Origin of the sequence: Pandoraea aquatica (genome assembly GCF_902459565.1) — a bacterium.
GTDB lineage: Bacteria > Pseudomonadota > Gammaproteobacteria > Burkholderiales > Burkholderiaceae > Pandoraea > Pandoraea aquatica.
Map to the genome: position 1 here is coordinate 464,342 of NZ_CABPSN010000003.1, position 14,384 is coordinate 478,725.

The window sequence follows — 14,384 nt, forward strand, 5'->3', positions numbered from 1 at the left end:
ATGTCGGGGCGGTGATCTTTGTCGTTCGGTGGCTGTCGGTCTTCCCGGTGGGCTTAGTTGCCGCGCATGCCGGCCGGGGAAGCGACGCCTGAGGCGTTGTTGCGGGCTTCCGGCCGGGTTTCCGGGGATGCATCGATCTTACTCTTATTGCCGGTGGCCTGTCCGATGACCGGATTGTCCCAGGAGCCGGTGACGTGATACGTCGTCGAGAGCGTCCGCGAGAGCTGATCGCCCAGCGCCAGTTGTGCAAAGAACGAGCCGATGCCCAGCGCCGGGTTGATGATCGCCCACGCCAGCGACGCCGACGCCGCGTTGATCTTCGGCAGCACCAGCACGTTCAGGTCCTGCGTCTCGCGTGCGAGGTCGGTGTGGCCGTCGATCTTGATGGTCGCCGCGTTGGCGTTGATCGTCAGATCGCTGGTGTTCGCCACGCCGCCCTGCATCGCGACGTTGCCGTTGATGCTGTCGAACGGCAGACCGCTGCCGATCACGCTGTTGAAGTCGAAAGTCAGGATCTTGGCGAGCGTCTGAACCGACAGAATGCCCAGCAGCTTCGCCAGCCCCGGATCGGCCTTCAGGATCTGCCCGCGCTTGAGTTCGATCGCCACACGCCCGCCCAGTGTCGGGTAGTCGATGGCGTCGGGGCCGCCGCGCCAGCCGAAGCGACCGGAGACGGTGCCCGAGCCGTCCTTGAGCGTCTTGGGCAAGCCCAGACGGTCGAGCAGGCCGCCAGCGTCCTTCACATCGAGATTGAAGTCGAGCACCGTGCGGCGCGGCACGTCGTCGTCGTCCTTGCCTGCTGCGGCTGCCACGGCGGCGCGGCGGCGCGACGTCCGCCAGTTGCCCTTCACGTCCAGCGTAGCGGCGCTATTGCTCAGCTCCAGCTTGGTGAGTTGCCACACGGGCACGCCATCTTCGATGTCGTTGTGCGCGTTGAGTTGCAGACGGCCGAGCGGCTTGTCGCGCAGCACGAAATCGTTGGCGACGACGTCGATGGCGGGGAATTCGTCGCTCGGTTCGTCGAGCACTTGCGTGAGCACGTCGCTGCCGTGGTCTTCGCGCGGAATCACGAGTTTCGCCAGACGTGCGCGGATCGCGCCCGACGGGTTCTTCTCGTCCGGCGCGTGCCACTCGGCAAATCCGGAGACGAGTTCCGACGCGAGGCTCACCTGCCAGTCGCGGTCGTTGCGTTGCGCGCCGACCACCAGTTCGGGCCACTGACGCGACAACAGGCGAACCTGCTTCGCATGCAGAGCGAGACGCGTCGGGAGATACGGCGTGAGTGCCCCGAATTCGTCGCGCGCGGCGGCGGCCGTCGTCGCAGGGGCGGGCGGTGTGCCCTGTGTGCCGGGGGTGACCGCGGTGCTGCCGAGCGACGCGATCACGCTGCGCCACGCATCCACGTCGAGCGTATCGAACTGGGCGCTCGCCTGCACGCCTTCACGCGGCGCGGGCACGGGCTGGTTGATGCCGATACCGCCGCGCAGCACTTCGACGCGTCCGCCATTCGCGCCATTCGTACCATTAGTACCATTCGTGCCGCTACGTTGCTGGACGTAGTTGCCCTGCACGCTGCCCACGGCAAAGTCGAGCGTGTCGGTGCGGCGTCCGCCTGGACTCATCTGCGGACGCATCGTGAAGCGCGCCGGCAGCGACGTCTCGGCGCTCTTGCCCAACGGCGCGGGCAGGTTCACGGCGAGACCGGCCAGCGTGGACTGCACCGCCAGATCCGTCATGCCCTGACGCACCGTCACCGTCGCCGTATAAGGCGTGCTGCCCGTCATGCGCTTGGCCAGTTGCGCCAGCGTGGCGTTCTCGCGATTCTCGCGCAGGCCTTGTGCGCTCATCTGACCGCCCACGTTCAGGACGATGGTGCCGTCGTCGCGGCTGCCGCCCGACGCGCGCACATCGCCGCCGAGGAAGGTGCCGCGCAGGTTGTCGAGCGAGATGCCGCGCTCGGTGAATGCCAGTTCGCCGTCGACGGCACCGAACATCGGCAGTCCATTCAGGAGCGTGACGTCGTTGCGCAGGAAGCGGGCGCGGCCGGTGACTTTCGAGCGGTCGGTGTGATCGAGCGGCATCGACAACTGCATGGCGAGCTGCGTGTTGCCGCTCGCGCGCGTCTCGTCGGTGAAGTCGCCGATCCAGTGGCCCACAGGGCTGGTGTTCAGATATTTGACGAAGTCTGCCGCCGGTCCGCGCGCATCGCCCTTGAGCGTGAGCGTGGAGTCGTCCTGCCCGATATCGTTGATGTCGCCCTGCACTTGCGTGAGTGTCACGCCGTACACCGAGCCGCTGTCGATGGCGATGTGGAGCTTATCGGCGTCGAAACGAAGATTGCCGCGCACCTTCTCGAACGCGGGCCAGACTTCCGTATGCCCCGGGCGCAGCGGCGACGGGTTGAACGTCACGTCCACGAGCGGGATGTCGATGCGGAACTTGCCACCCCCCTTGCCGTAAGGGAAGTCTTCGAGATCGCCCTGCACCGCGAACGGCGCGTTCTGCACGGTGCCTGCCAGCAGCGCGCGTTGCAGATAGTCGCGCACGCCCGCGCCGATATCGGTGGGCAGGTAGCGCGGCACGGCGTTGGCGTTCGCGCGCACGATATTGCCCTTCAGATCGACGATGCCGTTGCCCTTGCCGCCGTTTTGCCACGTACCGCTCACGTCGCCCGTGAGTTCGGCGTTTTGCAGATGCACGGCGTCGACACGCACCTGCACGTTCGCCGGGGCGTCGCGCTTGGTCGCCGAGTGCGACACGCGCCACGACGTGCGGGCCGTGAGCGTATCGAGGTCGAGGCGCGGCTGGTCGAAGCGGCCGGGGAAGTCCAGCGTGGCGCTCTTCGAATTGAGCGTGAGGCTGCCGCGCGACTGATCGGCGTCGATATGACCGCTCAGATTCGCAAAGCCGGGACGTCCAGCGTTGGGCGAATTCGGCCGTGCGGGGGGATGCTGGCTCGGCGCACTGTCGATGCCGAGATTCTCGAAATCGGCGACGACACGGTAACGGTCGCGCTCGGGCGGGAGTTGCTTGATGCCCGGCAGATCGCGCCAGTTGCCCGGCCCGTGCGGCTTGGGTGCCTGATAGCTGACGTCGAAACGGGCGAGCCGTCCGCGCGGGCGGAAACTGGCGAGCGTGTCGCGCGTTTGCGCGTCGATCGGCAGCGACGGCACGAGCGCCACGGCTGCGCCGATGTCGAAGCGCTGACCGGTGACTGCGACTTGCAAGCCCTGATCGTCGCTGCTGGGGATGTATTTGGCGCTCAGGTCGGGGACGTCGAGCGTCGGACGTCCGGCCGCCTGCAAGGTGAGCTCACGCGCGCGCAGGTTCCAGCCTGCGTCGGCCTGCGCACCGATACGCGTGATGTCGATACGGCCTTGCGTGGCGTCGAAGGTCAGCGGCGGGAGGTTGTCCGCCAGTTGCACCGACGTATTGGCGCCGGCCGCGCGCAGCGTCGCGCCGGTGATCGCGCCATTGTCGAACTCGACCCACGCGCGGCCCGCGACACGACCGCGCGAGTCTTTGCCCGGCAGTTCGACGTAACGCGCCAGTTCGGACAGGTCGAGCGTGCCGACCTCGCTATAGATCTGGCCGCGCCAGCGCTTGACTTCGCCGGGGCGGGCGAACAGCGGATTGGTGAAGCGCGCCCGAATATCCAGCGGCGCGACGATCCCCTGCGGCGGGTTGGCCTGCATTCCGAAGCGATGTTCGAAGCCGCGATTGCGCAGCATGGCGTTGACCTGCGTGACGACCACCTCGGGCACGTCGCGCGTGGCGTCGCGCCAGCGCACGGTGCCGTTGCGGATCACAACGCGCGCCTGCCGCATGATCCAGTCGGCCCCCTGCGTGTCGCTCGTCTTGCCGCTGCCGGTGACCGGCATGCCAGCGACGAAGATGGAGCCGTCGGCGCGGCGCTCGATGGTCAGATCCGGTTCGTGCAGCGTGAGATTCGACAGACGCAGGTCGAAGTGGATCAGGCTGGTCCAGGACAGGACGGCGTCGAGGCGGTGCAGGGTGAGGCTCGGCTCCACGGGCGGCGGCGCGCCGGGAGGCGCGTAGCTCTCCGGCGGGTTTTCCGTGGAGGCGGTGGCCGCAGAAGCGGCACCAGCAGATGCGGCAGATGCGCCAGATGCGGCCGAGGCTACCGGCGCGCTGGCGGCCTTGTTCCGATGCAGCGGCGCGACCACGCGGGCAATCGTCGACGCCTTGGGCGGGGTGGCTTGCGCCGGGGGCGTGATCCGTACGTCTTCCAGCGTGAGGTAGGGGTGCCAGCCGCGCCAGACGGCGTCGATGCGTCCGATCGTGACCGGCAAACCGATGGCGCGCGTAGCCGCGGCCTCGATTTGGGGGCGATAGTCGGACACTCGGGGAAGGATGACGTACCGGGTCGCGAGGATGACGGCGCCGAGGCCGAAATAGACGATGACGACGAGCGCCAGCAGCCATTCCAGACCCAGTCGCAAGCCACGCGGCAGTGACGAGAACCAGGACCGGGTCGCGGTGGGCGAGGCGGGCGGCTTACGGTCGGTCATGCTGCGCGTCTACGAGGGAATGTGGTAGTTTCTGTGGCAAAGACTGTAACACAAGCCCAAGGCCCTCCGATGGCCCGGCCGTAGGAGAAACACGCGTGTGATCTGGCGTTTCATCGCGCCCGGGTAAGCATGCGAAAGTCTCTTCATTCTCATTGCAGACCGGAACCCCGCCAGTGAGTTCATCCGAAATCCCGATCGATATTCAGTCCTACTCGCGATATGCCGCGCGCATGCTGGCGTCCCGCCCGGCGCTGGCCGAAGCATTGCCGGCGCTCGCCGAGCACCCTGTCGACGCGCGCTGGCTCGCCCGCCGCTTCGAAGCCATCACCGGCACGCTGCTGACGCCGCCGGACCAGCCGTCCGGTGTCTCTGGCATAGACGAAGCCGCGCTGGCACGCGCCTTGCGCATCCTGCGGGTCGAAGCACTTTGCGCCGTGATGCAGCGCGATCTGGATGGCCGTGCCGAGTTGTCCGAAGTGACGGAGGCCATGTCGGCGCTCGCCGAGTTCGCCGTGCAGGCGGGCATTGTCGTGCTGTCGCGCGAGCTCGAAGCCATTCACGGTGTGCCGCGTAACGCGGAAGGGGAGCGTCAGACGCTCGGCGTCGTCGGCATGGGCAAGCTCGGCGGCCGCGAACTGAACGTCTCGTCCGACATCGATCTCATCTTCCTTTATGAAGACGATGGCGACACCACCGCGCCGGACGGTGCCGATGCGGCTGCCGCCGGTCGCCTGCGTCTGCTGTCCAATCACGAGTTCTTCACGAAGCTCGGCCGCAAGCTGATCGGGCTGATTTCGGAACTCACCCCGGACGGCTACGTGTTCCGGGTGGACATGCGCCTGCGCCCCAACGGCGATTCCGGTCCGCTGGTGTGCAGTCTGCCGATGCTCGAAGAGTATTTCTACGTGCAGGGCCGCGAGTGGGAGCGCTATGCGTGGATCAAGGGACGCCTCGTGTCCGAAGTCGCGAGCGAACCCGGCAAGCGGATCGAGCGATTGCTGACGTCGCTCGTGCAGCCGTTCGTGTTCCGTCGCTACCTCGACTACGGCGTGATCGGCGCGATTCGCGCGTTGCACGAGCAGATTCGCCATGAAGCGGAGCGTCGCGCGCGCGCCAAGCCAGCGCGCATCAACGACATCAAGCTCGGCCGCGGCGGCATTCGCGAAGTGGAATTCTCGGCGCAGGTCTTCCAACTGATTCGCGGCGGACAGGAGCCGGAGCTGCGCGTGCGGCCGACGCTCGCGGTGCTGGGCGTGGCCGCCCGACGCGGGTGGCTGGCGCAGAACGTGGCGGAAGAGCTCTCTAACGCGTACGTCTTCCTGCGCAAGCTCGAACACCGCATTCAGTATCTGGATGACGCGCAGACCCATATCCTGCCGTCTCCAGGCGAAGACCGCCTTGCCGTGGCGCGCGCCATGGGCTTCCCGGACGAAGCGACGTTCATGACGGTGCTCGACGAGCATCGCGAATTCGTCGCCGGTCAGTTCGACGAGATTTTCGCGGACAAGGCCAACGGCGGCGGACAGAAGGGCTCAGGATCGGGCACGGGCGACTGCGAATGCCCGCCGGAACTGTGGAGCGAATGTCTGGCCGACGAAGCGCAGACGGGCGACCTCGGCAATCAGCTCACGCGTCTGGGTTTCAACGATGCCGAGGGCGCGCTCGACCGGTTGCGCGCCGTGTGGACGTCCTCGCGCTACAAGGCGCTGGGCGAGACCAGCCGGCGGCGCTTCGACCAGCTCGTGCAACGTGCTGTGGAAGGCGCGGCGGGTACCGGTGAGCCCGATGCCGTGCTCGGCCGCATGCTCGACCTGCTCTCGACCATCAGCCGTCGCAGTTCATATCTCGCGCTGCTGACCGAATATCCGCGCGCGCTGGAGCGTGTGGTCAAGGTACTCGCCGGGTCACGCTGGGCAGCGGGCTACCTGATCAGCCATCCGCAACTGCTCGATGAACTGCTCGACGACGAAGCACTTGCCGCGCCGTTCGACTGGCCGTCGTTCAAGACACAACTGCTGCTGAGCCTGAACGCGGCGGGGGCGGCGGGTAACGTCGAAGTGCAGATGGACATTCTGCGTCGCGCACACCACGCCGAAGTCTTCCGCATTTTGCTGCTCGATTTGCAGGGGACGTTGTCGGTGGAGGCCATCGGCGACCGTCTCTCGGAACTGGCGGACATCATCGTCGACGTGACGATCTCGACGGTCTGGCCGCACGTGGCGACGCGTCATCGCGAAGTGCCGCGCTTCTCGGTCATCGCCTACGGCAAGCTGGGTGGCAAGGAGCTGGGCTATGCGTCGGACCTCGATCTCATCTTCCTTTACGACGATGACGACGACCGCGCGCCGGACGCTTATGCCGCGCTCGCCCGCCGGTTCGTGACGTGGCTGACCACGCACACGGGGGCGGGCATGCTGTTCGACGTCGATCTGCGACTGCGCCCGAACGGCTTGTCGGGCCTGCTGGTCACGAACATCGAGAGTTTCCGTCAGTACCAGTTCCGCGAAGGCAATGCCAACACGGCATGGGTCTGGGAGCATCAGGCGCTCACGCGCGCGCGTTTCTGTGCGGGCGACGAGACCATCGGCGCGACGTTCGAGAACATCCGTGCGCAGGTGCTGGCTACGCCGCGCGAAGCGTTGGCGCTGGCGCAGGAGATCGTGGCGATGCGTCGCAAGGTGCTCGAAGGGCACCCGAACGCAACGAAGCTGTTCGATCTGAAGCACGACCGGGGCGGCATGGTGGATATCGAATTCACCGTGCAGTACCTGGTGCTGCTGCACTCGGGCGCACATCCGGCGCTGCTGCGTAATGCGGGCAACATCGCCTTGCTGCGCGAAGCCGCGCAACTGGAGCTGATCGATAGCAAGCTCGCGGACGACGCGGCCGCCGCGTACCGGTTGTATCGCAAGCGTCAGCACAAGTTGCGGCTGGACGGCGTGGAAGCGGCACGCGTGCCGGGCGCGGACGTCGAAGTGGAGCGTCAGGCGGTGATCGCGTTGTGGGATTCGGTGTTCGCGGACGCGGGACCGGTCTGACGCAAGGGCATCATGGGCATGACTTAACGCAAGACGCTTAAATGACAACGGGCGGCCGATGATTGGCCGCCCGTTGTTGTTTGATGCTTCGCGAGGGTGAGGAAGACGATCAGCCCGTGACGCTCAGAGCGCCAGCATCTCCCGCGCGTGCTTGCGCGTCGTGGCCGTAATCTCCACGCCGCCGAGCATCCGCGCGATTTCCTCGACGCGTTCGGTGCGTCCCAGAGGTTCGATCTCGCTCATCGTCGTGTCGCCGTCGCTGCGTTTGCTCACGCGCAGATGCTGATGGCCGAGTGCGGCGACTTGCGGCAGGTGGGTTACGCACAGCACCTGCCGTCCCTGACCCAATTCCCGCAGCAGGCGACCGACCACTTCGGCCACTGCGCCGCCAATCCCGGAATCCACTTCGTCGAAGATCAGGGTCGGCGTGAGACTCGCGCTGCTGGCGATCACCTGCAATGCGAGGCTGATGCGCGCGAGTTCGCCGCCGGAGGCGACTTTGGCGAGCGGACGCGTCGGCACGCCCGGGTGTCCGGCGACGAGAAATTCGACCGTCTCCAGCCCGAACGACTGCGGCTCGGGCGTTGCCGTGAGCGCGACTTCGAAGCGTCCGCCAGGCATCGAGAGGTCTTGCATCGCCCGGGTGACTTCTCGCGAGAGTGAGGCCGCCGCCTGGGCGCGCGCCTTCGACAGGTCTTTCGCGAGCTTGAGAAATTCGGCCTGCGCGGCGTCGGCGGCGGCCTGCATCGCGGCCGTGTCGGCAGACGCCGTCAGCTCTTCCAGCTGCGCGCGACGCTCCGCCAGCTCGGCGGGCAATTGCTCGGGTGTCACACGGAATTTTCGCGCGGCCGAATGCAGGGCGTCGAGTCGTTGCTCGACGACTGCGAGACGCTCCGGATCGAGATCGATACGTTGCGCGTAATGCGTGAGCGAATGGACCGCTTCGCGAAGCTGAATCTCGGCGGGTTCCAGTGCGGCGAGCGTGTCGGCCAGTGCGGCGTCGATCTCCGCGAGTTCGCGGACTTGATGCACGACGTGACCGAGCGACGGGACGATGGCACCGTCGGCTTCCGCGAGCGCATCGAGCGCGCCTTGCACACCGTTGATGAGACTTGCCGCGTGCGAGAGCCGGCGATGCTCGGCGCTCACGTCATCCCATTCCCCTTCCTGCGGCCCTAGCTTGTCGAGTTCGGACGTCTGCCATTCGAGACGTTCGCGCTCCAGTTGCAGTTCGCGGTCGCGCCCGTGCGCTTCCTCGCAGCGCTTGACGAGACGTCGCCACTCCTTGTGGGCGGCGGCGGTATCGGCGGCGAGGGCGGTTGCGCTGGCATGCGAGTCGAGCAGGCGGCGTTGCGCGTCGGGGCGCAGCAACTGCTGGTGCGCGTGCTGGCCGTGAATGTCGACGAGCATTTCGCCGAGTTCTCGCATTTGCGTGAGCGTAGCGGGGGTGCCGTTGATGAAGGCGCGTGAGCGACCACCGGCGTCGAGCACGCGGCGTAGCAGCACACCGCCGTGTTCTTCGAGCGTAAGCGCCTGCGCTTGCAACCAGGCTTCGAGATCGGGGCGTGCTTCGGCGTCGGCGGCGAATTCAGCCGTGATGTCGGCGCGCGTTTGTCCGTTGCGCACCATGCTGGTGTCGCCGCGCTCGCCCATCGCGAGCGCCAGCGCATCGATCAGAATCGATTTGCCCGCGCCGGTCTCCCCCGAAAACACGGTGAAGCCGGCGGAGAATTCCAGATCGAGACGATCGACGATCACGAAATCGCGAATCGAGAGACTGCGTAGCATGGGATGTCGGGTGAGGCGTGGAGTCAGTTCTGCGGCGTATCTTCGTCGGAGATATGCTCGTTCCAGTGCAGCTTGCGGCGCAACGTCGCGTAGTAGTTGTAGCCGACCGGGTGCAGAAATGTCACCTGATGCTGGGAGCGGCCGACCAGAATCTGGTCGCCCTGACGCAATTCGGCAAACGACTGCATATCGAAATTGGCACCCACTTCGCGACCGCCGGTGATCGTGATGACGATGTCGCTCGAATCCGGCAACACGATCGGACGGTTCGACAACGCATGCGGTGCGATCGGCACCAGCACCACGCCACCGAGGCGCGGATGCAGGATCGGGCCGCTCGCCGAGAGGGCGTAGGCCGTCGAACCCGTGGGCGTCGCGACGATCAGGCCGTCGGAGCGCTGCTTGTACATGAAGCGTCCGTCGACATCGACGCGCAGCTCCACCATCCCCGAAATCCCCGAGCGGTTCACGACCACGTCGTTGAACGCCAGCGTCTCGAAGAGCGTCTGGCCGTCGCGCTCGATGCGGGCGGCCAGCAGGGTGCGTTGTTCGGCTTCGAAGTGCCCTTCGAGCATGGCCGGCACGACCTGACGCATTTCGTCGAGCGGAATGTCGGTGATGAATCCGACGCGGCCGTGGTTCACGCCGATGAGCGGTACCTTCGAGGCGGCCAGTTGACGTCCGACGCCGAGCATCGTGCCGTCGCCGCCGACCACGACGGCCACGTCGGCCTGCGTGCCGATTTCCTGGATGTCGAGGGTGCGGTACGGATCGGCACCTGCGCCGATGTTATGCGCCGTGTCGCGCTCGAAGACGACGTGATGCCCACGCTGGGCGATGCATGCCGCGAGCGTGAGCAATGGTTCAGCGACGCCGTCGGCATGGTACTTCCCGACGAGCGCCACGGTCTTGAAGGGGCTCCCAGTTTTCATGCCGCCATTACACCATAAGTCGATGACAGCAACCATCGCCAACGCACGGCCTGCAACGGTTCCTCTGGCCTGGCAACACGCATCCGGAATTAGGGGGACCAGGCCCCGCGTTTCGCGTTACAATTTTTGCCATGCTAGATCAACGTGCGCAAACGCTTCTCAAAACCCTGATCGAACGGTACATCGCAGATGGCCAGCCGGTCGGCTCGCGCACGCTCTCGCGGTTCTCGGGCCTGGACCTGTCACCCGCGACCATCCGCAACGTGATGTCCGATCTCGAGGCGATGGGCTTCGTGGCCAGCCCGCATACGTCGGCCGGTCGTGTCCCGACGCCGCGCGCGTACCGTCTGTTCGTCGACACGATGCTGTCGGTGCGCCCGCTCGAAGAGGCCGTGCACCAGTTGGCGACGCAGGTGCAGACCAGTCTGCAACCGGCCGGCCCGCAACAACTGATCGCCTCCGCCGCACAGGTGCTCTCGCATCTGTCGCAGTTCGCGGGCGTGGTACTCACGCCACGCCGCAGCCAGACTTTCCGTCACATCGAATTCCTGCGCCTGTCGGATAAGCGCGTGCTGCTGATCATCGTCACGCCCGACGGCGACGTGCAGAACCGCATCATCCTGACGGAAAAGGACTATTCCCCGGCACAGCTCGTTGAAGCGGCGAACTACCTGAACGCCAACTTCGGCGGTCACAGCTTCGACGACGTGCGCACTTACTTGCGTGGCGAACTCGATGCGCTGCGCTCGGACATGAGCGCGCTGATGCAAGCCGCCGTGCAGGCGGGCAGCGACGCCATGGCCGACACCACGCGTGAGAGCGTGCTGATCACGGGCGAGCGCAACCTGCTGGGCGTGGAGGATCTGTCCTCGAACATGGAGCGTCTGCGCAAGCTGTTCGACGTGTTCGAGTCCAAGACCGGTCTGCTGCAACTGCTCGACGTGTCGAGCCGCGCGCAAGGCGTGCAGATCTTCATCGGTGGCGAATCGAGCCTCGTGCCGATCGAGGAGATGACGGTCGTCACGGCCCCGTACGAAGTCGACGGCGAGGTCGTCGGTACGCTCGGCGTGATCGGGCCGACGCGCATGGCGTACGAGCGCGTCATCCCCATCGTCGACATCACGGCCAAGCTGCTCTCCAACGCGCTAAGTCATCACTAGTCATCACTGAGCGGCAGACGTCCGCATGTCTGCGCGTTCGCGCATTCGCCCGCTCCCAGTTACAACCCCGTAGCATTCCTTTACACGCTGTCACACACGGCAGGCTTAGGCTTGAAGCGTCACTTGCGGCGAGGTCGTCCGAGGTTGTCATCGGGCTCGCCGGAGGATTCGGACAGAACAACAAGGTGGCTGATCTGGTCAAGCGCTAACGCCTGCAAGCTGCGCACGGCATGCCCACCGAAAGGGCCCGGAGTGTTTATGAAATCCCTGATTTCCTGGCGGACGACGGTCCGCTCCCTCGGCGTCGGGCTGGCGCTTGGGCTTCTGGGTGCCGCGGGTGTGCCGGCACTGGCACAGGCGCAGAGCGCCGATCCGCCGGGGCGCGTCGCGCGGCTCTCCGAGTTCGACGGCACCGTCACCTACGCCCCAGCGGGCACGAGCGAGTGGCGCTACGCGGACCGCAACCGTCCGCTCACCACGGGCGACGCCATTTGGGTCGACCGCAACAGCCGTGCAGAGATGCACGTGGGCGGCACGGCGGTGCGCATGGGCGCGTCGACCAGCCTGACGCTCTCCGCCGTCACCGACCAGAATGTGCAACTGAACGTAACGCAGGGCACCGTCGGTGTGCGCCTGCGCAGCGTCGATCCGAATCAACCGTACGAGATCGACACGCCCAATCTGGCGTTCGTCCCGCAACAGGCCGGTGAGTATCGTGTGGACGTCGATCCGAACGGCGTCACGACGGTGAGCGTCTCGCGCGGCGCGGGCACGGCGTACGGACAGGGGGCGTCGGTCCCGCTTCAGCAAGGGCAGCGGGTCGCCTTCGTCGGTCAGAACCTGACGCAGCAGCAGACCGGCCCGCTCACGGCCGACGCCTTCGATCAGTGGATGCGCGAGCGCGACGCGCGTGAAGACGCCTCCGTCTCCGCGCGTTACGTGCCGCGCGACATGACCGGCTTCGAGAGTCTGGACGACTACGGCTCGTGGCAGGAAACGCCGAGCTACGGCGCGGTGTGGGTGCCGTCCAACATGCCCTCGGGCTGGGCACCTTATCGCACGGGGCATTGGGTCTGGGTCGACCCGTGGGGCTGGACATGGGTGGACGACGCACCGTGGGGCTTCGCGCCGTATCACTACGGACGCTGGGCTTACGTGGATGCCCGCTGGTGCTGGGTGCCGGGGCCGGTGGCGGTGCGTCCGGTGTATGCGCCGGCGCTGGTCGGCTGGGTCAGTGGCAGCAGCGGTGGCAATCAGTGGGGGGTGTCGTTTGCCGCCGGGGGCGTGGGGCTCGCGTGGTTTGCGCTTGGGCCCCATGACCCGTACCGGCCTGCGTACCACGCCAGTTCGTCGTACATCACGAACATCAATCGTTCGACGAACATTCGTACGACCAACATCACCAATAACGTCACCAACAACATCAACGTCAACAACGTCTACGTGAACCGCAATGTGCGGGGCGCTGTGTCGACGATGCCCGCGCAAGCCTTCGTGCAGGGGCGCCCCGTGGGCGCACCGACCGCGCTGGCCGCACCGCGCGGTGCGCAGACGTGGCGCGTCGGTAATACGCCGGGCGTGGCCCCGGTGCAGCAAAGCGTGTTCGGCAACAGCCGTCCGGCAGCGGGTGCGCCGCCTGCGGGCGTGTTCAACCGGCAGGTGCTGGCAACCCGTGCGCCGGTCGCCCGTGGCATGCCGTCGCGTGAGCTGACGAGCCAGTTGCACGCCGTGCCGAACGCGGGCGGTGCGCCGCTGGTGTTCGGTCAGAACGGGCAGCAGGTGCGCAATCTTGGCGCGGGCGGTCCGAATGGTCCTAACGGTCCTAACGGTCCTAATGGAGCGAACGGCCAGCCGCGCATCGCGCCCCGTGTGACGGTCGTCAGTACACACGGGCCGGTCGGTGCGCCGATTGGGGCGAACGGTGCGATGCCCGCGCAGCCTGCGCTGGGTGCGACCGGTGCCGCAGGGGCGACGGCGGGCCATGGCGGCTTGCCTGCGACCGGCGCAGTCCCGCCGATGCACGGCGCGCCGGGGGCACCGGGTCATGCGGGCGTGCCAGGTCAGCCGGGCGTGCCGGGGACACCTGGCGTTCCGGGTGAGCCGGGCAATCCTGGCTATCCGGGGCACGGCGTTTATCAGAATCGTCCGGGGCAATCGACGGTGCAATCCCAACCGGGCGAGCGTCAGCCTACGCCCTCCGGGGTGCCGCATCCGCCGGGTGTGAATGGCGGTGGCGCGGGGCAGGGGCAGCCGTCGGCACGCGGCGAAGCGCCGCAAGCGGTCCCACAGCCGGGACATGACGCCGCGCAGCGCGAGATGCAAATGCGTCGCCAATCACCGCAAGCGCCGCAGACCCCCACCGCACAGCCGGAAGCGCGGGGCGGACAAGCGACGCCCGCACCGCAACGTCAACAGCAACAACCGGAGGCGGCCGAGCCAGCCCGCCGTCCGCAGCAATGGCAGACGCAGCCGCGTCCTGAGCAGCAGCAGTTCCAGCAGCCGAGGCCGCAGCCACAGGTGGAGCGCGCGCAGCCCCGTCCGGAGCCGCAGCAGGCCCAGCCGCAGCAACGTCCGCAGCCTCAGCCGCAAGTCGAGCGCGTGCCGCCGCGTCCGCAACCGCAAGTCGAGCATGCGCAGCCCGCGCCGCGTCCGCAGCCCCAGCCGGAGCGTCCTCAGGCGCAGCCGCACCCGCAGCCCACGCAGCGTGAGGGCAAACCGGAGGGCGCACGGGCCCCGGCGCATGAGGAACATCCGAGTGCCGCGCATCGTCCGGCTCACGACGACGAGCATCGGCACGGTTGATCGTTCGCCTGATGGCTTGCTTGCACAGATGACGCTGATCGCCCTCCGTCTGGCCGTGGACTGGCCGACGGAGGGCGCATTCCGTCAGTATCGACAGGCATAACGGACGCCGGATGCGCGCCGTGTTTGCGG

The 14,384-nt window shown here is 66.9% G+C and carries 6 protein-coding genes; 3 read left to right on the forward strand and 3 right to left on the reverse strand.

The window, feature by feature from the left end:
* Positions 1-53 precede the first annotated feature (53 nt).
* Positions 54-4,532, reverse strand: coding sequence for a YhdP family phospholipid transporter (locus tag PAQ31011_RS12930; RefSeq protein ID WP_150576190.1), 4,479 nt, complete (start codon positions 4,530-4,532; stop codon positions 54-56).
* Between the two features lie 173 nt (positions 4,533-4,705).
* On the opposite strand from PAQ31011_RS12930, the gene glnE reads away from it, so the two are divergent.
* Positions 4,706-7,570, forward strand: coding sequence for a bifunctional [glutamate--ammonia ligase]-adenylyl-L-tyrosine phosphorylase/[glutamate--ammonia-ligase] adenylyltransferase (gene glnE / locus PAQ31011_RS12935; protein WP_150576191.1), 2,865 nt, complete (start codon positions 4,706-4,708; stop codon positions 7,568-7,570).
* Positions 7,571-7,693: 123 nt separating this feature from the next.
* Here glnE and recN read toward each other — a convergent pair whose 3' ends face one another.
* The gene (gene recN, locus PAQ31011_RS12940) at positions 7,694-9,358 is read right to left on the reverse strand and encodes a DNA repair protein RecN (RefSeq protein ID WP_150576192.1); all 1,665 of its coding nucleotides are present in this window, start codon (positions 9,356-9,358) and stop codon (positions 7,694-7,696) included.
* 23 nt (positions 9,359-9,381) lie between these two features.
* Positions 9,382-10,326 carry an NAD kinase gene (locus PAQ31011_RS12945; RefSeq protein WP_052652600.1) on the reverse strand — a complete coding sequence of 315 codons (945 nt, stop codon included), beginning with the start codon at positions 10,324-10,326 and terminating at the stop codon, positions 9,382-9,384.
* A gap of 95 nt (positions 10,327-10,421) precedes the next feature.
* Here PAQ31011_RS12945 and hrcA point away from each other — a divergent pair, with 95 nt between their 5' ends.
* Positions 10,422-11,450 carry a heat-inducible transcriptional repressor HrcA gene (gene hrcA, locus PAQ31011_RS12950; protein WP_150576193.1) on the forward strand — a complete coding sequence of 343 codons (1,029 nt, stop codon included), beginning with the start codon at positions 10,422-10,424 and terminating at the stop codon, positions 11,448-11,450.
* Positions 11,451-11,708: 258 nt separating this feature from the next.
* On the forward strand, positions 11,709-14,252 hold the full coding sequence (locus PAQ31011_RS12955; protein ID WP_174990097.1) for a collagen-like triple helix repeat-containing protein: 2,544 nt from the start codon (positions 11,709-11,711) through the stop codon (positions 14,250-14,252).
* Positions 14,253-14,384: the final 132 nt, after the last annotated feature.

Excerpts from the sequence above, each read along its gene's own strand:
- PAQ31011_RS12955 (WP_174990097.1), top strand. The coding sequence starts at position 11,709 with ATGAAATCCCTGATTTCCTGGCGGACGACGGTCCGCTCCCTCGGCGTC.
- PAQ31011_RS12945 (WP_052652600.1), bottom strand. The coding sequence starts at position 10,326 with ATGGTTGCTGTCATCGACTTATGGTGTAATGGCGGCATGAAAACTGGG.
- recN (WP_150576192.1), bottom strand. The coding sequence starts at position 9,358 with ATGCTACGCAGTCTCTCGATTCGCGATTTCGTGATCGTCGATCGTCTC.
- PAQ31011_RS12930 (WP_150576190.1), bottom strand. The coding sequence starts at position 4,532 with ATGACCGACCGTAAGCCGCCCGCCTCGCCCACCGCGACCCGGTCCTGG.
- hrcA (WP_150576193.1), top strand. The coding sequence starts at position 10,422 with ATGCTAGATCAACGTGCGCAAACGCTTCTCAAAACCCTGATCGAACGG.